15 protein-coding genes are annotated in these 20,692 nt (G+C 62.5%); 6 read left to right on the forward strand and 9 right to left on the reverse strand.

Translation table 11 applies throughout. The features are described from left to right. Positions 1–305: 305 nt before the first annotated feature. The 5 genes from AADW18_RS06745 to cysD all read right to left on the reverse strand — a co-directional run bounded on the left by AADW18_RS06745 (position 306) and on the right by cysD (position 8,550). Positions 306–851, reverse strand: a complete 546-nt coding sequence (locus tag AADW18_RS06745) for a GNAT family protein (protein WP_337342583.1) — start codon at positions 849–851, stop codon at positions 306–308. Further along, positions 844–3,978 carry an efflux RND transporter permease subunit gene (locus AADW18_RS06750; protein ID WP_337342584.1) on the reverse strand — a complete coding sequence of 1,045 codons (3,135 nt, stop codon included), beginning with the start codon at positions 3,976–3,978 and terminating at the stop codon, positions 844–846. Before AADW18_RS06750 ends, AADW18_RS06745 begins: the two co-directional genes overlap by 8 nt. 5 nt (positions 3,979–3,983) lie before the next feature. Beyond that, a complete protein-coding gene (locus AADW18_RS06755; protein WP_337342585.1) occupies positions 3,984–5,063 on the reverse strand; it encodes an efflux RND transporter periplasmic adaptor subunit in 1,080 nt (359 codons plus the stop codon). Positions 5,064–5,297: 234 nt separating this feature from the next. Then, positions 5,298–7,172, reverse strand: coding sequence for a sulfate adenylyltransferase subunit CysN (cysN, locus tag AADW18_RS06760; protein WP_337342586.1), 1,875 nt, complete (start codon positions 7,170–7,172; stop codon positions 5,298–5,300). Positions 7,173–7,638: 466 nt separating this feature from the next. After that, positions 7,639–8,550: a sulfate adenylyltransferase subunit CysD gene (cysD, locus tag AADW18_RS06765; RefSeq protein ID WP_337342587.1), complete on the reverse strand. Its 912-nt coding sequence runs from the start codon at positions 8,548–8,550 to the stop codon at positions 7,639–7,641. Between the two features lie 209 nt (positions 8,551–8,759). On the opposite strand from cysD, the gene AADW18_RS06770 reads away from it, so the two are divergent. From AADW18_RS06770 to AADW18_RS06780, 3 genes are read left to right on the forward strand one after another with little or no spacing between them, the layout of a single operon-like run. After that, positions 8,760–10,610: an assimilatory sulfite reductase (NADPH) flavoprotein subunit gene (locus AADW18_RS06770; RefSeq protein ID WP_337342588.1), complete on the forward strand. Its 1,851-nt coding sequence runs from the start codon at positions 8,760–8,762 to the stop codon at positions 10,608–10,610. 57 nt (positions 10,611–10,667) lie between these two features. Then, entirely contained in the window at positions 10,668–12,407 is a 1,740-nt protein-coding gene (cysI, locus tag AADW18_RS06775; RefSeq protein WP_337342750.1) for an assimilatory sulfite reductase (NADPH) hemoprotein subunit, read from the forward strand. Then, positions 12,404–13,129, forward strand: coding sequence for a phosphoadenylyl-sulfate reductase (locus AADW18_RS06780; RefSeq protein WP_337342589.1), 726 nt, complete (start codon positions 12,404–12,406; stop codon positions 13,127–13,129). The genes cysI and AADW18_RS06780 overlap by 4 nt, the downstream gene beginning before the upstream one ends. A 676-nt stretch (positions 13,130–13,805) precedes the next feature. Here AADW18_RS06780 and AADW18_RS06785 read toward each other — a convergent pair. Beyond that, complete coding sequence (locus tag AADW18_RS06785) at positions 13,806–15,470, reverse strand: amidohydrolase (RefSeq protein ID WP_337342590.1); 1,665 nt, start codon at positions 15,468–15,470, stop codon at positions 13,806–13,808. Between the two features lie 804 nt (positions 15,471–16,274). Here AADW18_RS06785 and AADW18_RS06790 point away from each other — a divergent pair. From AADW18_RS06790 to AADW18_RS06800, 3 genes are read left to right on the forward strand one after another with little or no spacing between them, the layout of a single operon-like run. Beyond that, a complete protein-coding gene (locus tag AADW18_RS06790; protein ID WP_337342751.1) occupies positions 16,275–17,534 on the forward strand; it encodes a sensor histidine kinase in 1,260 nt (419 codons plus the stop codon). Continuing rightward, positions 17,524–18,294: a LytTR family DNA-binding domain-containing protein gene (locus tag AADW18_RS06795; RefSeq protein ID WP_337342591.1), complete on the forward strand. Its 771-nt coding sequence runs from the start codon at positions 17,524–17,526 to the stop codon at positions 18,292–18,294. Before AADW18_RS06790 ends, AADW18_RS06795 begins: the two co-directional genes overlap by 11 nt. A 43-nt stretch (positions 18,295–18,337) precedes the next feature. Then, complete coding sequence (locus AADW18_RS06800) at positions 18,338–18,709, forward strand: hypothetical protein (protein WP_337342592.1); 372 nt, start codon at positions 18,338–18,340, stop codon at positions 18,707–18,709. 190 nt (positions 18,710–18,899) lie between these two features. On the opposite strand, the gene AADW18_RS06805 is transcribed toward AADW18_RS06800, so the two are convergent. The 3 genes from AADW18_RS06805 to AADW18_RS06815 form a co-directional block, all read right to left on the reverse strand. Then, positions 18,900–19,295, reverse strand: coding sequence for a GFA family protein (locus AADW18_RS06805; RefSeq protein WP_337342593.1), 396 nt, complete (start codon positions 19,293–19,295; stop codon positions 18,900–18,902). Between the two features lie 101 nt (positions 19,296–19,396). Next, on the reverse strand, positions 19,397–19,927 hold the full coding sequence (locus tag AADW18_RS06810; RefSeq protein ID WP_337342594.1) for a nuclear transport factor 2 family protein: 531 nt from the start codon (positions 19,925–19,927) through the stop codon (positions 19,397–19,399). A gap of 81 nt (positions 19,928–20,008) precedes the next feature. Then, complete coding sequence (locus AADW18_RS06815; protein WP_337342595.1) at positions 20,009–20,479, reverse strand: group II truncated hemoglobin; 471 nt, start codon at positions 20,477–20,479, stop codon at positions 20,009–20,011. Between the last annotated feature and the right edge of the window lie 213 nt (positions 20,480–20,692).

Here is a 20,692-nt window from a genome sequence, read left to right on the forward strand (position 1 = left end):
TTGATCACGTGTGCTGAATGGCTATGGAGGCGCGGAGCGGCGTCCCGCCGCGAGCTCTTCCTGACAGATCGCGGTAGAAGCGAAAAGCAGCGTGTTCGCCACCCGGACGCGCTGCGGCGCGCTCTTGATCGCGCGTGCTGAATGGCTATCGAGGCGCGGACGCGCTGCGGCGCGCTCTTGATCGGGTGTGCTGAATGGCTATCGAGGCGCGGAGCGGCCTCCTGGCCGCGAGCTCTTCCTGGAATGTCGCGATAGAAGCCAAGAGCTCGCGGTGGGGACGCCGCTCCTACAAAAATGGAGGCGATCTACAGCTCTCGCAACGTGGCGAACATGCGCAGGTCGTGCAGGCCGTCCTGCTTCATCACGACGCTGCGCAACACGCCTTCTTCGCTGAAACCGTTCTTCAGCAGCACTCGCGCCGACGCCGGGTTGATGTCCAGCACCGTGGCTTGCAACCGCAACAGGGACAGCTGATCCATCACCCAAGGCGCATAGATCGCCACGATGCGCGTCATCAGTCCCTGGCCCCAATGGGTGTGGCCCAGCCAATACCCGAGTTCGGCGCCGTGGCGGCGCTCGCCCGAACTGGGGCGAACGCCGATGCCGCCACAGGCCTCGCCGTCGATCTCGATGGCGAGCACCGGATCGCTCATATCCACCACCTTGCCCGCCAGGAAATCCTCGCCATCCTGGCGGGTATACGGAAAGGGAAAGCGATCACTGGTGCCACGCGACACCCTGGCGTCATTGGCATGGCGAAGCAGCGCTTCCAGGTCTTCGCCACGCCAGCGTCTCAGCACGAAGCCCTCGCCCGCCAAACGGACGTCCTTCCATGCTGACACCTCAGCCATGTCCACCCACCGAAGGCGTCTCCGCTTCCAGCTTCTCCAACTGCTGCGCTACCGCTTCAGGCGAACGCGTGAACGGCGCCAGCAGTGCGTAGAACGCCGGCACCACATACAACGACAGCAACGTGGAAAACGACACGCCGAAGATCACCACCACGCCAATGGTGGCGCGACTGGCCGAACCTGGCCCGCCTGCCACCACCAGCGGCAAAGCGCCCATCACGGTCGCCACCGACGTCATCAGGATCGGGCGCAAACGTACTTTCGCCGATTCAGCGATGGCCTCCGTCACGCTGCGGCCATCGTCGCGCAGCTGGTTGGCGAACTCGACGATCAGGATGCCGTTCTTCGCCGCCAGGCCGATCAGCATCACGATGCCGATCTGACTGAACAGGTTCAACGTGCCGCCAGTGACCCACAAACCGATCAACGCACCCAGCACCGCCAGCGGCACCGTCAGCATGATCACCAGCGGATGGATGAAGCTCTCGAACTGCGCCGCCAGCACCAGATAAACGATCAGCAAAGCCAACCCGAACGTCAGCAGCACCGCGCCACCGGCTTTCAAGTACTCGCGCGATTCGCCTTTCCAATCGACCTGCGCGTAGTCGGGCAGTTCTTCTTGCGCCACCTCCTGCGCCCAGGTCATCGCCTCGCCCAGCGTGTAGCCCGGCGCCAGCGACGCACTGAGGGTGATGGCACGCAGGCGGTTGAAGCGGTTATAGCTGCCGGGTTCGGCGACTTCCGACAATGTCACCAGGTTGGACAGCGGGATCAGCTCGCCAGCACCGCCGCGTACATACGTGTTGGCAAGATCCTCGGGCGAAGTGCGCCGGCTGCGGTCCGCCTGCATCAGCACGTCGTATTCCTCGCCGTTGTCGACGAAGGTGGTGACCTGCCGCGAGCCCATCATGGTTTCCAGCGTGCGGCCGATCTCCTGCACCGGCACGCCGAGATCCGCTGCACGATTGCGGTCGATGTTCACCCGCATTTGCGGGCGCGTTTCCTTGTAGTCCGAATCCACGCCATACAGCTGCGGATTCTGTTCCATCCTTTGCATCATGCGGTCGCGCCATTGCGACAGCTCGTTGTAGTCCGGCCCGCCCAGCACCATCCGGAACGGTTGTCCGCCACCGCGCACCAGGCCAGTACGCTGCGAAGGCTGCGCGCGGATACCGGGCATCTTGTCCAGTTGGCCGCGCACCGATTCCAGCACTTCGGTGGTACTGACATCGCGCTTATCCCAGTCCTGCAGGAATACGATCACCTGACCGGTATGCATTTCCTCGCTGGCGCCGAAACTACCCGGCACGCGCACGTTGGCGCGCTGGATCGGTTTGTCGTCGCCTATCAAGGTTGTGAACAGGCCTTCCACCTGCTGGATCTGCTTGACGGTGTAGTCGAAACCGGCGCCTTCCGGCCCCTGGATGGAAACGAAGAAGGCACCGCGATCCTCCTGCGGCGCCAATTCAGTCGGCACCCGCGAAGCCAACAGGGCGGTCAATCCAAGGCAAGCGATCATGGTGACCGCCAGCACGATCAGAATGCGTCGCGGACGCGTGGCGACCAGTCGCGCGATCTGCCCGCCGTAGCCGTCGCTCAGGCGGCCAAGCTGCCGGTTGATCCAGGCGTTGAGACCTTTTGGCTTGGTATGCGGCCTGACCAGCTTGGACGACATCATCGGCGTCAACGTCAACGCGACGAAGGCGGAAATCGCCACCGCCGCAGCCAATGCCACCGACAACTCGCGGAACAACCGTCCGGTATTGCCTTCCATGAAACCCACTGGCAGGAACACCGCCACCAGAACCGCCGTAGTTGCGATCACCGCGAAGGCCACCTGCGTGGTGCCGCGACGCGCCGCGACCAACGGCGGTTCGCCCAGATCCGCGCGACGCTGGATGTTTTCCAGCACCACGATCGCATCGTCCACCACCAGTCCGATACACAACACCAGTGCCAGCAAGGTCAGCAGGTTGATCGAAAAGCCGAACGCATACAGCGCGATGAAGGAAGTGATCAAACAGACCGGCACGGTCACCGCCGGGATCAGCGCCGCGCGCAGGCTGCCCAGGAACAGCCAGATCACCGCGAACACCAGGATCATCGCTTCGATCAACGTCGCATACACGCGCTCCACCGAGGCTTCGATGAAAACCGTGCTGTCGTAGGCAACGAAAATATCGGTGCCCTGCGGCAATGTGGGTCGGATGCGTTCGGCGGCGGCGCGTGCCGCGCGTGCGACGTCCAGCGCATTGGCGGTGGATGTCTTGACGATACCCAGGCCGACGTTGGGCTGGCCATTGCTGCGGAAATAAGCGCGACGTTCTGCGGTGGTCAGCTCCACCTTCGCCACATCGCCCACGCGCACCACGTAGCCGTCCACGCCCTTGACCAGCGGCATCTGCGCGAACTGCTCGGCGGTCATGTAGCCACGTTCGACGCGCAGGGTGAAATCGCGCGCGTCGGATTCTATGCGCCCGGCCGGTAGTTCGACGTTCTCGCGTCGCAGTGCTGCTTCCACGTCGGCGGCGGTAATCCCGCGCGCGGCCATGGCACCGCGGTCCAGCCAGACGCGCATCGCATAGCGTTGCGCACCGCTGATCCGCACCTGCGCCGCGCCGTCCAGCGCCGACAATTGGTCGACGATATAACGCTCGGCGTAGTCGGTGAGCTGCAGCGTGTCCATCTTGGTCGAACGCATGTTCAACCAGAGGATGACGTCCGCATCCGCTTCGACCTTCTGCACTTCCGGCGGGTCGGCCTCATCGGGCATGCGGTCCACCACCCGGCTGATCTTGTCGCGAACGTCGTTCGCCGCGGCTTCTATGTCGCGAGTGAGCTTGAACTCGATAGTGATCTGGGAACTGCCGTTCTGGCTGCGCGATTCGATGGTCTCGATGCCTTCGATACCCGCCAGCGCGTCTTCCAGAATCTGGGTGATGCGGGTCTCCACCACCGCCGCCGAGGCGCCGGGGTAGTTCACCTCCACCGACACCACCGGTGGATCGATATTGGGCAGTTCGCGCAGCGTCAGGCGCATGAAGGACATCACGCCCAGCACGATCAGCAACAGGCTCATCACCACGGCCAGCACCGGCCGCTTGATGGAAATGTCCGAAAGATTCATCGCGGTCAGCCCTGCTTGGCGGCGCCGCTGGCCGCGGGCTGCGGCTTGGCTTCGACCACCTTCATGCCAGGACGCAGCTTACCGCTGCCATCGACGACGATGCGGTCGCCGGCGGCGACGCCGCTGGTGATTTCCACTTTGCCGCCGCGACGGCCGCCGGTGACCACGTCGGCTCGCGCCACGCTGCCGTCGGCACTGACGCGGTACACGAAGGAATCGCGCCCCACCTGCACCACGGAGATCTCGGGCAGGACCAGTGCCTGGCGTTCTGGCCGGAACATCCGGACCTCCAGCAGCAAGCCGGGACGCAGGCTGTGGTCGGGATTGGGGAAGTCGGCGCGCACGGTCACTGCGCGCGTGGTCGGATCGATGCGTGCGTCGACCGTCGTGACCTTGCCTTCGAATTCGCGTCCGGGGTATGCCGCGGTGGTGGCGGTGACCACGTTACCGACCTTCACCGATCCCAATGCCGCTTCCGGCACCTGGAAATCCACGTACATCCGCGAGATGTCGTCCAGCGTGGCGATCACGGTGGTCGGCGTGATCAGCGAACCCGGGCTGACCTGGCGCAGGCCCAGTACCCCGGCGAATGGCGCACGAACCGTGCGGTCGCCGATGTCGGCACGCATCTGCCTCACTCGCGCCTCGGCGGCATTGCGCAATGCCTGCTGCGTGTCGAGCGCGGAGCGCGCGACCAGCTGTTGATCGGCGAGTTCCTTCTGGCGGCGATACAACTGGTCGGCTTCCAGGAATGTCGCTTGCGCCTGCACCAGCGCCGCCTGCTGGGCGTCGCCTTTCAGCGTGATCAGGCGTTCACCGGCGGCGACTTGCTGGCCGCTTTCAAAGTGCACGTCCTGGACGATCTCGCTGACCTTGGCGGTCAAGGTCACCGATTCGCGCGCCTTGGCGGTGCCCAGCGCCTCCAGCGTGTCATTCCACGCCGTTAGTTGAACCTTCTGGGTCGTGACCGAGACCGGCTTGTCGTCGCCACCCGCTTTGGCGGCATTCCCGTCCTTGCCGCAGGCGACAAGCAGGAACACCGACAAGACGGCCACCGCCGCAGACAAACCCGACCGGCTCAACATGGACAACCCCGTAATTTTCGTTATCCGGGAGTTTACCGGCCCTACCCTGTATCGGTGTTGCCGATCTGGGCCGGGGAGCCATGACTAATGGGCCTTGTTGCGGCGTAGTGGCTCCTCAGGGTCCTGAAGGCGATCCAGCAGGAGCGGCGTCCCACCGCGAGCTCTTTCTGTCAGACCGCGATAGCAGCGAAGAGCTCGCGGCGGGACGCCGCTCCTACACGAGCAAAGGCGCTCTTAATCCAATCCCAACTTCTCCAGCACGCGCAAAGCCAGCTGCTCCGGGCTTTCCTCGCCCGCCTGCAGGTGCAGGTCCGGATGCTCCGGCACTTCATAAGGCGAATCGATCCCGGTGAAGTTGGGAATCTGTCCAGCACGCGCCTTGCGGTACAGGCCTTTGACGTCACGCTGCTCGGCCACCGCCAGCGGCACGTCCACGAATATCTCCAGGAATTCGTCTTCGCCGAAGCGCTCGCGCGCCATCCGCCGTTCCGCACGGAAGGGCGAAATGAAACTGACCAACACGATGAGGCCGGCCTCGGTCATCAGCTTGGCGACTTCGGCGACGCGGCGGATGTTCTCCACGCGGTCCTCGTCGGTGAAGCCCAGGTCGCGGTTGAGCCCATGACGCACGTTGTCGCCGTCGAGCAGGAAGCTGTGATACCCCAGTGCGTGCAGACGCTTGTCCACCAGATTGGCGATGGTGGATTTGCCCGCGCCGGAAAGACCGGTGAACCACAACACCCGCGGCTGCTGGCCCTTGATGCGTGCACGCGCGGCCTTGTCGACATCCAGATGCTGCCAATGCACGTTGCCCGCACGTCGCAAGGCGAAGTCCAGCGTGCCCGCGGCCACCGTGCCATTGGTCTGCCGATCGATCAGGATGAAACCGCCCAGCGCGTGGTTGTGCGCATAAGGCGCAAACGCGATCGGTTCTTCAAGACTCAGGTTGCAGTAGCCGACCTCGTTCAAGCCAAGCCGCTTGGCGGCCAAATGCTCCTGCGTATTCACGTCGATGCGGTGCTTGATCTCGCTGACGTTGGCCGCCACGGTGCGCGTACCGATCTTCAGCCAGTACGGCCGGCCCGGCAGCAGCGGCGTGTCATCCATCCACAGCAGATGGGCGGCGAACTGGTCGGCCGACTCCGGCGGATCGTCGGCCGCGGCAATCACGTCGCCACGGCTGATGTCGATTTCGTCATCCAGCGTCAGCGTGACCGCCTGCCCCTCGCCCGCGCGGGATATTTCGCCGTCGACACCCAACACCTTTGCGATGCGCGACCGGCGCCCGGAGGGCAGCACGATGATCGGATCGCCCGCCTTCGCTTCGCCGGCCGCAATCGTGCCGGCGAAACCACGGAAATTCTGGTTCGGGCGGTTAACCCACTGCACCGGCAGCCGTAAACCCGCGCCAGTGTCTTGCCGGGAAATTTCCACCGTTTCCAGATGCTCCAGCAAACTGGGACCGGCATACCAAGGCGTGCGCTGCGAACGCTCCGACAGGTTGTCACCGTCCAACGCGGACAGTGGAATGCAGACCACATCCGGAATGCCCAGCTGTGTGGCCAGCGCGCGATATTCCTCGGCAATGCGGTCGAACACCGCCTGGTCGAAATCCACCAGATCCATCTTGTTCACCGCCAATACCACTTGGCGGATGCCCAGCAACGACACGATGTAACTGTGCCGATGCGTCTGCGTCAGCAGCCCTTTGCGTGCATCCACCAGCACCACCGCCAGGTCGGCCGTGGAAGCACCCGTCGCCATGTTGCGGGTGTACTGCTCATGCCCAGGACAGTCGGCCACGATGAACTTGCGCTTCTCGGTATCGAAGTAGCGATAAGCCACATCGATCGTGATGCCCTGCTCGCGCTCGGCCGCCAATCCATCCAGCAGCAACGCGTAATCAATCTCGCCGCCGCGGGTGCCATGACGCTTGCTGTCAGATGCCAACGCAGCCAGTTGATCGTCGAACAGACGCTTGCTGTCGTACAGCAGCCGCCCGATCAACGTGCTCTTGCCATCATCCACGCTGCCGCAGGTGATGAAGCGCAGCAGCGGCTTGGTTTCGTGCTGCTTGAGGTACGTAGCAATATCGGTGTTCGCGGTCATAAGAAGATTCCAACAAATTCCCGCGACTGTCCCTCAGCATGCTTGCTGTTGCTGTTGCTGTTGCTGTTGCTGTTGCTGTTGCTGTTGCCCTTACTCCCTCCGCGCTTTAGAGCGAACCGAGCATCGCAAGAGGGCGAGGCCGAAGAGGCGCCCTTGTTTGAGCGCAGCGAGTTTGGGCGCCGTGCCTCGCACTCTGAGAAGCGCAGGGAACCGGGACCGCTTTTTGGTCCCGGGTCGCGTCCGGCGCGGGCGCTTTTGGTTACTTTTGGCAAGACAAAAGTAACTCGCGCACCAGCGCGAAAGCTTCTGCTTTCGCTTATGCCGTCGTTGTCCCACGCCAGCACAGCAAACCGAGAAGCGAAGAGCAAATCCCCCTCAATCCCCCTTTTTCCAAGGGGGAGGTAGAAGCTGGACGGCAATCGGGCTGTTCCCATTCCCGATTCCCCATTTCCCATTCCCGGCTTCATCAAAAATACCCCTCCAACTTCTTCTTCTCCATCGAAGCCGTGGGATCCTGATCGATCACCCGCCCTTGGCGCTCCGAACTGGTCGCCACCAGCATCTCGGCGATGATCTTCTCCAACGTGTCCGCCTCCGACTCGATCGCTCCCGTCAACGGATAACAACCCAGCGTACGGAAGCGCACCTGCCGCAACTGCGGCACCTCGCCCGGGTGCAATGGCAGACGCTCATCGTCGACCAGGATCAACGCACCGTCGCGCTCCACTACCGGCCGCTCGGCGGCGAAATAGAGCGGCACCACCGGAATATTCTCGCGATAGATATAGAGCCAGATATCCAGCTCGGTCCAATTGGAAAGCGGGAACACCCGCACGCTCTCACCCTTGTTGATGCGCGCGTTGTACACGTTCCACAACTCGGGGCGCTGGTTCTTCGGGTCCCAACGGTGGTTGCCGTTGCGGAACGAGAACACGCGCTCTTTGGCGCGCGATTTCTCCTCGTCGCGGCGTGCGCCGCCGATGGCCGCATCGAAGCCGTATTGGTCCAGCGCCTGCTTCAGGCCCTGGGTTTTCATCACGTCGGTATGGACGGTGGCACCGTGGCTGATCGGACCGATGTCCTGGGCGATGCCGTCCGGGTTGATATGAACGCGCAGGTCCACGCCAGTCTCGGCAGCGCGGCGGTCGCGGAAGGCGATCATCTCGCGGAACTTCCAGCGCGTGTCCACGTGCAGCAGCGGAATCGGTGGCGGACCGGGTGCGAACGCCTTCAGCAGCAGGTGCAGCAGCACCGAGCTGTCCTTGCCAACCGAGTACAGCAGCACCGGATTGCGGAACTCGGCCGCGACTTCCCTAAGAATGTGGACGCTCTCGGCCTCCAGGCGGTCGAGGTGGGATAACGGGGGGGAGGCACTCATCAAAGGTCGGATCGCAGAAAGGTCGGCATCTGGGCCAGGAAGATTATCAGCCCCGGCCCAGCGCCGGCCGGGAAGGAGCAGCGAGTATTCCGGTTTTATGGGGTCCGGCAGAAATAAGCCACAGCGATAAGGCCATAACCACAAGTCCTTTCTGCTGACCTCCCCCTATAACTAGCCTAGGACCTCCTCCACCAGACCCAGGCCGGTCCGTGACCGCTTCCCAACCCGCGCTAGCCCCCAGTCCCTTGCCCGAAGAACGCAAGGCGTTACTGGCGCGGGTGGTGGATGGACTGGATGGCGCTTCGCTGTGGTGGCTGTCCGGTTACGCCGCCGGGCTGGCCCAGGTACAGCCCGCCGTGCAAGGCTCCCGGCCCAACCATGCGCTCCCCAATGCCGCCGCGGCGCCCGGCCAGCGGTTGACCGTGGTCTACGGCAGCCAGACCGGCAACGCCAAACGAGTAGCCGAAAAGCTGGCCCAGGATGCTGAAGCCGCCGGCCTGCAGGTGCGTCTGCTGCGTGCCGACGCCTACCCCCAACGCGAGCTGGCCAACGAGAGGCTGCTCTACGTGGTCATCAGCACCCAGGGCGAAGGCGACCCGCCGGACGACGCTATCGGCTTGGTCGAATTCATCGCCGGCAAGCGCGCGCCCAAGCTGCCGGAACTGAAATACGCCGTGTTGGGCCTGGGCGATTCCAGCTATGCCGACTTCTGCGGCATCGGTCGACGCCTGGACGCACGCTTGGCCGAATTGGGCGCCAGCCGCCTGCTTCCTGCTGGCGAAGCCGATCTGGACATCGACACGGTGGCAGCGCCATGGCGCGATCAGGCGTTGGAGCGTGCCCGCGATCTGCTGAAGAGCACGCACGCGCCGCTGGCCACCGTCACTCCGCTGCGTCCAGCCGCCGCATTGCCGGCGTGGTCGCATGACAAGCCGTTCGCCGCCGAACTGCTGCTCAACCAGCGCATCAGCGGCCGCGACTTCAAGGGCAGCCGGTTCCTGGAGCACGGCCCGTCCAGCAAGGACGTGCGCCACTTGGAGCTGTCATTGCAGGGCAGCGGCCTGCATTACGAGCCCGGCGACGCGCTGGGCGTTCGCCACCGCAATTCCGGCGCGCTGGTCGACGCGGTGTTGCAAACGTTGAAGCTGGATGGCGAAACCGCCGTCTCCGAGAAGGACGAAACACTGCCCTTGCGCGAATGGCTGGCCGCCCGCCGCGAACTGACCAAGCTGTCGCGCCCATTCCTGGCGACCCATGCGGCGCATGCGCGAGCGGACGAGCTGAATGATTTGCTGGCACCCACACAAAACGTCGGCCTGGCCGTGTTGCTCAACAGCCACCAATTGATCGACGTGCTGCGCCGCTGGCCTACGCAGTGGGAAGCGCAGGAACTGGTCGCCGCGCTGCGACCGCTGGCGCCGCGCTTGTACTCCATCGCCTCCAGCCGCAAGCGTGTGGGCGAAGAAGTGCACCTGACTGTCGACGTGCTGGACTACGAAGCCTTCGGCCACGCTCACTCCGGCGCTGCCAGCGGCTTCTTGTCGGCGTTGCAGGAAGGCGACACCGCGCCCGTCTACATCGAAGCCAACGAACGCTTCCGTGTTCCCGCCGATAGCGCGCGCGACATTCTGATGGTCGGCCCCGGCACCGGCGTCGCGCCGTTCCGCGCCTTCGTGCAGGAACGCGCGGAAGCCGGCGCCAAGGGCCGCAACTGGCTGTTCTTCGGCGCTCAGCATTTCAACCGCGACTTCCTCTACCAGACCGAATGGCAGGACGCCCTGCGCAAGGGCGAACTGCACAAGCTGGACCTGGCGTTCTCGCGCGACCAGCAGAGCAAGATCTACGTCCAGCAGCGCCTGCGCGAACAAGGCCGCGAAGTCTATGAGTGGCTGCAGAACGGCGCCCACTTCTACGTCTGCGGCGCCATCGCCATGGGCAAGGACGTGCACACCGCGTTGCTGGACATCGTTTCCCAGCACGGCGGGCTGGATGCCGAAGGCGCCACCGAATACCTGAGCCGCTTGCAGTCGGAGGGACGCTATAGCCGTGATGTGTATTGAGCGGAAGTTTCCTTGTAGGAGCGACGTGAGTCGCGATCACCCTTCCTGCCGCATGCCATCGCGACTCACGTCGCTCCTACAGAACAAAACACCATGAGCACCCACTCCGTAGAAGACATCAAATCCGAAAGCAAGCGCCTACGCGGCAGCTTGCTGGATAGCTTGGCCGATCCGGTCACGGGCGCCCTGCGCGAGTCGGACCAGACGCTCATCAAGTACCACGGCAGCTACCAGCAGGACGATCGCGACCTGCGCGACGAACGCCGTCGCCAGAAGCTGGAACCGGCCTATCAATTCATGATCCGCACGCGTACGCCGGGCGGCGTGGTCACGCCGGAGCAATGGCTGAAGCTGGATGACATCGCAACCCGCTACGCCAATCACTCGCTGCGCATCACCACCCGCCAGGCCTTCCAGTTCCACGGCGTCATCAAGCGTGAACTGAAAGCGACCATGCAGGCCATCAATGCCGCATTGATCGATACGCTGGCCGCGTGCGGCGACGTCAATCGCAATGTGCTGGTCGCGGCCAATCCGCTGGAATCGCGCGCGCATGCGCAGGTCCAGGGTTGGGCGGCGAAGCTATCGGAACACCTGCTGCCCAACACCCGCGCCTACTACGAAATCTGGCTGGACGAAGAACGCGTGGCCGGCAGCGGCGAAGAAGAAGAGCCGGTCTACGGCGCCACCTATCTGCCGCGCAAGTTCAAGATCGGCTTCGCGGTGCCGCCGGTCAACGACGTGGACGTGTTCGCCAACGACCTGGGCTTTGTCGCGGTTATCGAAAACGGCGAACTGATCGGCTTCAACGTCACCATCGGCGGCGGCATGGGCGCCACCCATGGCGATGCCGAAACTTATCCGCGCATTGCCAACGTCATCGGCTTCATAACACCGGACCAGTTGCTGACGGTCGCTACCGCGGTGGTCACAACCCAGCGTGATTTTGGCAACCGCGTGCTGCGCAAGCGCGCCCGCTTCAAGTACACCATCGATGACCACGGACTGGCTTTTGTTGTGGAACAGATTGAAAGCCGTGCCGGGATCTCTCTCCAACCGGCACGCGCTTTCCGTTTCGATCACAATGGCGACCGCTACGGTTGGGTCGAAGGTGAGGACAGTCGCTGGCACCTGACGCTGCACCTTTCCGCCGGCCGTATCGCTGATCGGCCGCATGCGCCTCATCTCACCGGCTTGCGCGAAATCGCCAACGTGCATCGCGGCGAGTTCCGGATGACCGCCAACCAGAACCTGGTGATCGCCGGCGTGCCGGCGGGCGAACGCGACCGCATCGACGCGCTGGTGCGCGCGCATGGCTTGGACACTGGCCTGCGCACCGGTACCGCCTTGGCGCGCGCCGCTGCGGCATGCGTGGCACTGCCTACCTGCGGATTGGCGATGGCCGAAGCGGAGCGCTACCTGCCCGATTTCACCACCAAGCTAGAGCCGCTGCTGGAAAAACATGGGCTGCACAACACTCCGATCCTGCTGCGCATTTCCGGCTGCCCCAACGGCTGCTCGCGTCCGTATCTGGGCGAGATCGCGCTGGTGGGCAAAGCACCCGGCCGCTACAACCTGATGCTGGGTGCCGATCACCGTGGCCAGCGTCTCAACACGCTGTACCGCGAGAACATTACCGAAGCCGAAATCCTCGACGCGCTAGAACCGCTGTTCGCGCGTTATGCGACCGAACGCGAAGACGGCGAAGGCTTTGGCGATTACCTCCATCGCAGCGGCATCGTCGCTCTACCTCCCTACCCCACTCACCGACAGATCGCACTGGAATTGCACGCATGAGCGCCACCCAACCAGCCACTGGGCCGTACGAAAAGGACAACACCGCGGAACAGAACGCCTGGCTCGAAAGCCGCACGGCGGAAGAGCGCGTGGCATGGGCACTCGAGCACGGGCAAGCCAATCCGGCCATGTCCTCCAGCTTCGGCGCGCAAGCCGCGGTTCTTTTGCACATGGTGACGCAACAGAAGCCGGACATCCCGGTGATCCTGATCGATACCGGTTATCTATTCCCGGAAACGTATCGCTTCGCCGACGAACTGCACGAGCGCCTCAAGTTGAACCTGCAAGTATTCCGCCCGCTGGTCAGCCGCGCCTGGATGGAAGCACGTCATGGCCGCTTGTGGGAACAAGGCCTGGTGGGTATCGAGGAATACAACAACCTGCGCAAGGTCGAGCCGATGAAGCGCGCCCTGGAAGAACTGGAAGTGAAAACCTGGTTCACCGGTTTGCGCCGGAGCCAGTCCAGCAGCCGGGCCAACACTCCCGTGCTGCAGCTGCGCGGCGAGCGCCTCAAGGTCAATCCCATCGCCGATTGGACCGACCGCGACATCTGGGTCTACCTGAAGAAGCACGACTTGCCTTATCACCCGCTATGGGAACAGGGCTATGTCTCCATTGGCGACTTCCACACCACGTCCCGCTGGGAACCCGGCATGCGCGAAGAAGACACCCGTTTCTTCGGCCTGAAGCGCGAATGCGGCATTCACGGCGAAGACCTGTAAGCGAACGAGAGCGATAGGTGTTCGGCGATACCACCCTGTAGGAGCGGCGTCCCGCCGCGAGCTCCTCTTATCAGATCGCAATATCAAGCAAGAGCTCGCACCGAGACGGCGCTCCTACAAAAAATCGGGTGCTTCGCAACCGAACTCAACGCAGTCGCTTCTCGTAGAGCCGAGCTTGCTCGGCTGCTCTTCGCGACGACGCATTGACCCCTAGCCTGCGAGGAAAGCAGCGGAGCAAGCTCCGCTCTACGCAACATCCGAAGCGGGCAATAAAAATTAAACAGGGATAGATCCCTTGTGGGAGCGACGTAAGTCGCGACGTTGATGTTTCCGGTCGCGACTCACGTCGCTCCCACAAGGAGATCATCCGTGCTTTCGTAGAGCCGAGCTTGCTCGGCTGCTCTTCACGACGATGCGTTGACCCCTAGCCAACGAGGAAAAGCAGCGGAGCAAGCTCCGCTCTACGCAACATCCGAAGCGGGCAATAAAAATTAAATAGGGATAGATCCCTTGTGGGAGCGACGTGAGTCGCGACGTTGATGTTTCCGGTCGCGACTCACGTCGCTCCCACAAGGAGATCATCCGTGCTTTTGTAGAGCCGAGCTTGCTCGGCTGCTCTTCGCGACGACGCATTGACCCCTAGCCTGCGAGGAAAGGCAGCGGAGCAAGCTCCGCTCTACGGGGCACGGCGGCGCGATGGCATGCAAGGCGCTCTAGGCGGCGGTGGGCTACCTACCTGATAGACCGTCTTACCTTCTTTGATGGTCTCCACGACCTTGATGTCGTCAATCCGCGGAGTGTTCTGGTCCAGTGGACTCCTGGAAAGGATCACCAGGTCCGCCAGCTTTCCAGCTTCCAACGAACCTTTCCTGGCAGCTTCGAAATGCTGGTGGGCGGGCCACAACGTCATGGCCTTCAACGCGACCGACGGCGCCACACGATGTGGCCGACCCAGCACATAACCAGACCGGGTCGTGCGGTTCACGGTGCTCGACATGACACGTATCGAATTGGGCAACGCCACCGGTGCATCATGATGTGTGGAGAACATCATCTCGCGCTGCACAAGCCAGCCCGTGGGAGAAATGTTCTCCGCTCGCTGTGGACCGAGAACGGACTGACGATGCCAGTCTCCCCAATAGAACGTGTGCATGGGAAACAACGACGGGAAAACGCCCAGGTCCTTCAGGCGATCAACCTGGTCTTCCCGCAAGGTCTGCCCATGGATAAGGACCGGCCGCACGTCATCCCCTTCCACGACCGATTGGGCTTCTTGCAGACGGTCTAGCATCTGATCAATCGCGCGATCGCCGTTGGCGTGTATCAGGATCTGCCAGCGATTGCGCAGCGCCATGGTGATCGCGGCAAGCGCCTGCTCGTCCGATACGACGCCGTGTCCCGCATAGTCCGGATCCTCGCCCGCCGGTGGCTTGAAATAAGGGCGAGTCAACCATGCGGTCTTGCCTTGCGGGGATCCGTCCAGGGTTAGCTTGACACCGCCTATTCGGAAACCGGAGACATATTCCGGCGGTTGCGAGACATCACGAAACCAGGGTGGCGCCATTAAAGCCGGAGTCGCCGGGTCGAACACATCGGGGTAAGCCACGATATCCGCTTTGAGCAGCTTGTCCCGCGCGGCCGTCTTCGCCACGGCGATTTGAGCAGCGCTGGCGCGCCCGTCTTGAATGGTGGTATAGCCGTAGCTCAGATAAAGGTCCTGCCCGGCGATAAGCATCGGCTGCGCCAGGTCTGGGCCAACGCCAGCGAGCAACGTGGACAGTGCATAGAAAAATGCGGCTTCTTCCACGACGCCGCTGGGCTCTTGCGAATCTGGCTCACGCCAGATTTTGCCGCCTGGCGGATCTGGCGTATCGGCGTTGAATCCCACAATCTCAAGCGCCTTGCTGTTGAGCGAGCCGAGGTGAAACGATTGGTGGATGGTCAGGATAGGCATGTCGCGGGCAACTTCATCAAAATCCCGGCGCGTCGGGTGCCGTCCTTCTGAAAGCTGCGAATCGTCATATCCAAACCCCACCACCACACCCAGGTCCTCCGGCATGGACGAATCTTCCATGTGCCGACAGAGCGTTTCATTCAAAGCAGCAATCGAGTTGCCCTGGCCATCCGGTGCCGGCAAAAGATTGGCCGATGCAGCCTGCAGCCCCACCAAGCTGACATGACCGTGCGGATCTATGAAGCCCGGCAAGAGTGCCTTTCCTTCCAGGTCGATCATGCGCGTTGACGGACTGCGATGAGTCAGCACATCGCTCGATGCGCCAACCGACATAATCTCGCCGTTGGCGACAGCCAAGGCTTCCGCCGTTGGTTGCGCGTCATTCATCGTCAAGATCGGACCGCCAAAATAGATGGTGTCCGCAAACGAACTGGCTCTTACCGGCCCGGGAAAAATCGCACTGAGAGCAGAGCCCATGGCGACCGCTGTAGCGAGTAGATGTTGTTTCATGTCGTTATCACTCCATCGATAAACCGACGCGATCTGTTCCAATACTAGATGCGCTTTGTAGCGCAGAGCTTGCTCGGCTGCTCTTCAGTCGCTTCTCGTAGAGCCGAGCTTGCTCGGCTGCTCTTCGATACGCGCGTGCAAATCAAAAGCAGCGGAGCAAGCTCCGCTCTACACTACGTCGCTCGACGAATAGAAGACGATGGTCGCACCCTGCCGCGGGGGAGGTACAGCGCGATCTCCCTTCCATTGATCACGCGCTGTACTTTGGCAGGAAACTCCTTTTCCACCATGCTGTTTTCCGACCCCAATTCGGGCCAGCATCCTTGCCGGCCCCGTGGGGGAACGCGGGCGGCGGAGCCGCGCGACACCGCGGCATTCCTGACAATCTCGGCCGCCGATCAAGAGCTCGCGGCGGGACGCCGCTCCTACCAAGCAGGCGCACAAGCGGCCGCGAGCTACGAGATGCTGGAACCATGTAGGAGCGGCGTCCCGCCGCGAGCTCCTTGCTCTTCGCCCCATCCAACCGAAAGCGGCTGCCCGCCGTAAACACTCCCAACCGCCCGGATTCACTCCCAAAACCCGGCGTTTCGTCGCCAGAATCCAAACCTCGTCGCTTCACCAGACACAGCGTCCGCGCGGCCCGTTATGCTCCCCAGCAATCCAGCAATGCCGGTACCTTCCGTGTTCGCCAGTCTCTTCCTCGTTGCTCGCATCATCGCCGCCTGGGTCGCCGCCATCATCGTGGCCGCTTTCCTGTGGAGCGGCGTCTTCAGCGGCATGGACGAATCACCCGGCTGGTTCTTCGGCCTGCTGGCCATGCTGGTCATGGTGTCGGTATTGATCAGCACCATCTCCCACCTGCGCCGGGTCTGGCTGGTGGCGGGCCGTTTGGATCACGGCACCTTGTCCAGCCGCCAGCGCCGCCAGATCGAAGTACCCTTCGAGGCTGGCGCGGCGTTCGACCTACTGGACGCGGCCATCCGCGAGTTGCCGCGCAGCGAGGATATTGAAAGCGCTCGCGATAGCTTGCAGGTCAGCGCCAAGGTCAAACGGGTTGACCCGTACGGTGGCAAACCACCCTCGCGCTTCAATGTATTTGCCCGTTTCGCGGTTACTCGCAACCAGGTGCTGGCGACCGTCACGCCGCGCAATGGCATCAGCAGCATCCTGTTGATCTGCGGTCCCGACGCCGACGCCTGGACCGACCTGTTTACCCTGGACGACGGCAGCAACTTGGAAAACGCCGAAGCGCTTACCCGCGCCCTCACCCGCCGCGTGGCCGAACACCGCCGCGGCGAGCAGGCTGCCGCCGAGCAGACCGCCACCGAAAAGGAACTCACCGTGGCGCGCCTGAACTTGTTGCATGCGCAGGTCGAACCGCATTTCCTCTACAACACGTTGGCCAGCGCCCAAGTGCTGACCCGCACCGATCCCGCGCGCGCCGACCAGATGCTGGGCCATCTCATCCAATACCTGCGCAGTTCGTTGCCGCGCACCGAGGATTCGCTTTCAACCCTGGGCGATGAACTGCAACTCACCCAGGCGTACCTGGAAATCCTGAAGATCCGCATGGGCGCGCGATTGAACCTGCATATCGAGGTGCCGGACTCGCTGAAGGCGCTGCCGTTGCCGTCGATGATGCTGCAGACCCTGGTGGAAAACGCGATCAAGCATGGCCTGGAGCCCAAGCCTGGTGGCGGCACCGTCTGGATACTGGCGCGCCAGCATGACGACCACGCCACGCTGACCGTGGCCGATGACGGCCAAGGCTTCAATACCCAGAGCAGCGGTACCGGCATCGGGCTGAAGAACCTGCGCGAGCGCCTGCGACTGACCTATGGCCCCGCCGCCTCCTTCGCCATCGTCTCCAATTTTCCGAACGGCGTAGCGGCCACGCTGACCCTTCCGAAGCCGGCCGAAGGAGCGCGCCATGTTGCTTAAGTGCGTCATCGCCGAGGACGAGGAACTGCTGCGGACTGCGCTGGCTTCGTTGTTGCGCGAGGTATGGCCGCAACTGGATATCGTGGCCGAATGCGAAGACGGCGCATCCGCGCTGGAAACCATTGCCGAGCATCAGCCCGATGTCGCATTCCTGGACATCCGCATGCCAGGCCTGACCGGTATCGAAGTGGCGCGTGCGATGAGCGAAGCCAGCCCGCGGACGCAGGTGGTCTTCGTTACCGCATACGATCAGTACGCCATCGATGCTTTCGAACAAGGCGCGGTGGACTACCTGCTCAAGCCCATCGCACGCGACCGGCTGCTGGCGACCGTGCAACGTGTACAGGCGCGCGCCGCCGTCGGGCATCCGGACGCCGCCACGCTGGACGCGCTGCTGCGTCATCTTTCTGCACGCCTGCCCAACTCCTCCAAACCTCCGCTGGTGTGGATCACCGCCAGCACCGGCAAGGAAACACGGCTGATCATGGTGGACGACGTGGCTTACTTCCAGGCCGACAACAAGTACACCACCGTGATGACCGCGGACGGCGAAGCACTGCTGCGCACGCCGATCCGCGAGCTGCTCGACGCACTGGACCCCAACACCTTCAAGCAGATCCACCGTTCCACCATCGTCAACCTGAAAGCGATCGCGTCAGTCACTCGCGACGACACCGGCAAGGGCAAGGTGAAGTTGAAAACCCGGCCGGAAACACTAACGGTCAGCCAGCCGTTCATGACCCTGTTTCGAAACATGTAAACCGCGGCACTCTGCGCCGCCCTCGTCAGCTCAAGGAATCGCCATGCGTATCATCACGTCCCTGATGTCCTGCCTGATGACTTTGGCCGGATGCAACGAAAAACCCAGCATCACCCACATCACCCGCACCAGCGGCGGCGATGCCGGCGCTATCTTCAGCAAGGCCACCCAGGTGGATGGCGTGGCTACCTTCCAATGTTTCGAAAGCGACAGCGGCCGCTGCCATTACCTGATCTATGCGGAACGCTGTCCAAAGGCCGCGCCAGGCGAGAACCCGAACTGCGCACGCGAGACGCTGGATCAGTTCGCACTGGCACCGGGCGAGCGCCGCGAAGTTCATGGCTTGCCTTCCGGTTTCCGGCTGTGTGTTGATCGGCGAGAATTTTCTGCGGCAGCTTCAGGCTGCGGAGGTTGATTACAACGGCCGCCATCCTAGGTGACACTCGAGACTCATTTCTCCCACCGGGGTGAAGGCATGCCGCCTGCGCGCCATCGGCTCGTGCGTGCCTGAACGCTCTGCGTGCTGCGCAGGGCTGGGGTGCGACGCGAGGTGGCGCAGCGATGAATGGGTAAATGGATTGTCCGCTTGACCAGCCACGCTTCACCTACCGATCCGCAGGATGATTGACGCCATCATTGGTAGGCACGTCCGCGATATCGAATGGATTGACGCCCTCCAGACAACCTACGTTGAAACCGTACTGCTCGGGATTTGATCGGCGCTGATGGTGGGTATAGATACCGCAGTTCGAGCAAAAATAGTGCTTCGCCGTGCGGGTATTGAATTGATAGAGCCTCAGGTTCTCCGCACCTTTGACGATGCGTATGCCGCTCAACGGCACCGAAGCGACGACAGCTCCCTTGCGCCTGCAAATGGAGCAATCGCATCGCCTGGGATTCACGATGCCATCGGGAAGATCCAGCTCAATCTCCACCGATCCGCAGTGGCAAGTCGCACGATGTTTAGCGCGTATCGGTACTCCACCCACTTCCTTGAGCATGCTCAGCCTGCCGAACTACCTGGAATGATTTCTTAGTTTAAGGCCGAAGCCCCAAGTTCGATTGGTGTGCTCACGAACATCAAGACATCTGCGGCGGGAAGTCAAGGTGCCGGTCCATGCGCGTAACTCATGACCCGCGATAGCTTCCATTCTCCATTCACCTGCTGCCAGACGTGGGAAAACTTGGCAACACCGGCGAGCGATTCAGGACCATCGCCCCGACGCTCGTAGAAGTGATGTGTTCCCACCTCCATCGCGCCGTAGCCGGGAATCGGGTAGACCTCCTGCGAGCTCTCCACCAGCTCGCGCCGCGACCGATAGCTGTCGGGCGCCTTCTGGCCTGTGCAGCGCTTTTCGATCGCACCGACGAACTCGCTCCCCGACCGCGCCACCACGCCGCCCTTGTCGTGATAGAACTCCATGTCGTCGGCCACCAGCGCGCGCAGCGCGACTAGATTGCAGGTTTCAAATGCCGCATCGAACACCGCCTGACTGCGAGCGCGAATGGAAGCCTTCAGCTCTGCTGGGGATACGGTTGGACTGGCGGCGGTCACGGGATCGGCGGCTTCTTCTGCCAGGCAAACCATGGGCAGACACAACATTGCTGACAGCAGCGGGACATGGAAATTCATGGCAGACCTCGTCGGAAAATCTGGAGCGCCGACGAACCACGGCCGGCATTGATTCGGCACCAGGAATGGCTGCCGCTGACATCAACCCGTATACGGACCCTTGACCTCTCCCCATCCCCAGCGCGGCATCGGCGCATGTGGATCAACCGTCGAACCGGGTTGCGAATTGATGACCGCCAGACGAGAACCCCATTCCAGGTAACCCACCAGTGCGGAACGGAACTCAGGATCATCGGGCAACCTCAATTCATCCGCCGTTTCTAGCAGCAAACCAACCCAACGCCGTCGCTGTTCCTGCGTGAGATGGCGATTGAGATGCTGCTGGATCATATGGGGATGGCCGCCGAATTGCGCGGAATATGTAGCGGGTCCACCCAATACCTCCGCAAGGAATGCGGCGACATGGGTCGGATGTTCGTCATCCATGTGCGCGAAGACCGGCGCAAGCACGGAGTCTTCCCTGACCCGCTCATAGAAGCGCGCGGTCAGCCGGTTCAACGCAGCGATGCCGCCGAGCCAGTCGTAAAGCGTGGGAATTGCTTGGGAAGACATGCGGCATGAGTTCCTATGACAATGGACCAGCGGTGATCAAGCGCAATTACTGAGTCCACCCATGTTCTTGTGTCCTTCAAAGTACGACTAAAGGACCTATCACTCGCTACTCATTTCTTACTGGCGGGAGCTTACGCGCGATGGCCTCAAGCGCATCCGCGCCGCGCTGGTGCGCCTTGACGAATCTCGCTAGAAGAACAAGGAGATAGACGC

It is taken from the genome of Pseudoxanthomonas sp. CCNWLY206-1 (assembly GCF_039710385.1).
GTDB lineage: Bacteria > Pseudomonadota > Gammaproteobacteria > Xanthomonadales > Xanthomonadaceae > Pseudoxanthomonas_A.

Bases quoted from the DNA above. Each gene is read 5' to 3' on its own strand.
- AADW18_RS06805 (WP_337342593.1), bottom strand. From the start codon at position 19,295: ATGCTCAAGGAAGTGGGTGGAGTACCGATACGCGCTAAACATCGTGCG.
- AADW18_RS06755 (WP_337342585.1), bottom strand. From the start codon at position 5,063: ATGTTGAGCCGGTCGGGTTTGTCTGCGGCGGTGGCCGTCTTGTCGGTG.
- AADW18_RS06745 (WP_337342583.1), bottom strand. From the start codon at position 851: ATGGCTGAGGTGTCAGCATGGAAGGACGTCCGTTTGGCGGGCGAGGGC.
- AADW18_RS06795 (WP_337342591.1), top strand. From the start codon at position 17,524: ATGTTGCTTAAGTGCGTCATCGCCGAGGACGAGGAACTGCTGCGGACT.
- cysD (WP_337342587.1), bottom strand. From the start codon at position 8,550: ATGAGTGCCTCCCCCCCGTTATCCCACCTCGACCGCCTGGAGGCCGAG.
- AADW18_RS06750 (WP_337342584.1), bottom strand. From the start codon at position 3,978: ATGAATCTTTCGGACATTTCCATCAAGCGGCCGGTGCTGGCCGTGGTG.
- AADW18_RS06780 (WP_337342589.1), top strand. From the start codon at position 12,404: ATGAGCGCCACCCAACCAGCCACTGGGCCGTACGAAAAGGACAACACC.
- AADW18_RS06815 (WP_337342595.1), bottom strand. From the start codon at position 20,479: ATGTCTTCCCAAGCAATTCCCACGCTTTACGACTGGCTCGGCGGCATC.
- cysN (WP_337342586.1), bottom strand. From the start codon at position 7,172: ATGACCGCGAACACCGATATTGCTACGTACCTCAAGCAGCACGAAACC.
- AADW18_RS06810 (WP_337342594.1), bottom strand. From the start codon at position 19,927: ATGAATTTCCATGTCCCGCTGCTGTCAGCAATGTTGTGTCTGCCCATG.
- AADW18_RS06800 (WP_337342592.1), top strand. From the start codon at position 18,338: ATGCGTATCATCACGTCCCTGATGTCCTGCCTGATGACTTTGGCCGGA.
- AADW18_RS06785 (WP_337342590.1), bottom strand. From the start codon at position 15,470: ATGAATGACGCGCAACCAACGGCGGAAGCCTTGGCTGTCGCCAACGGC.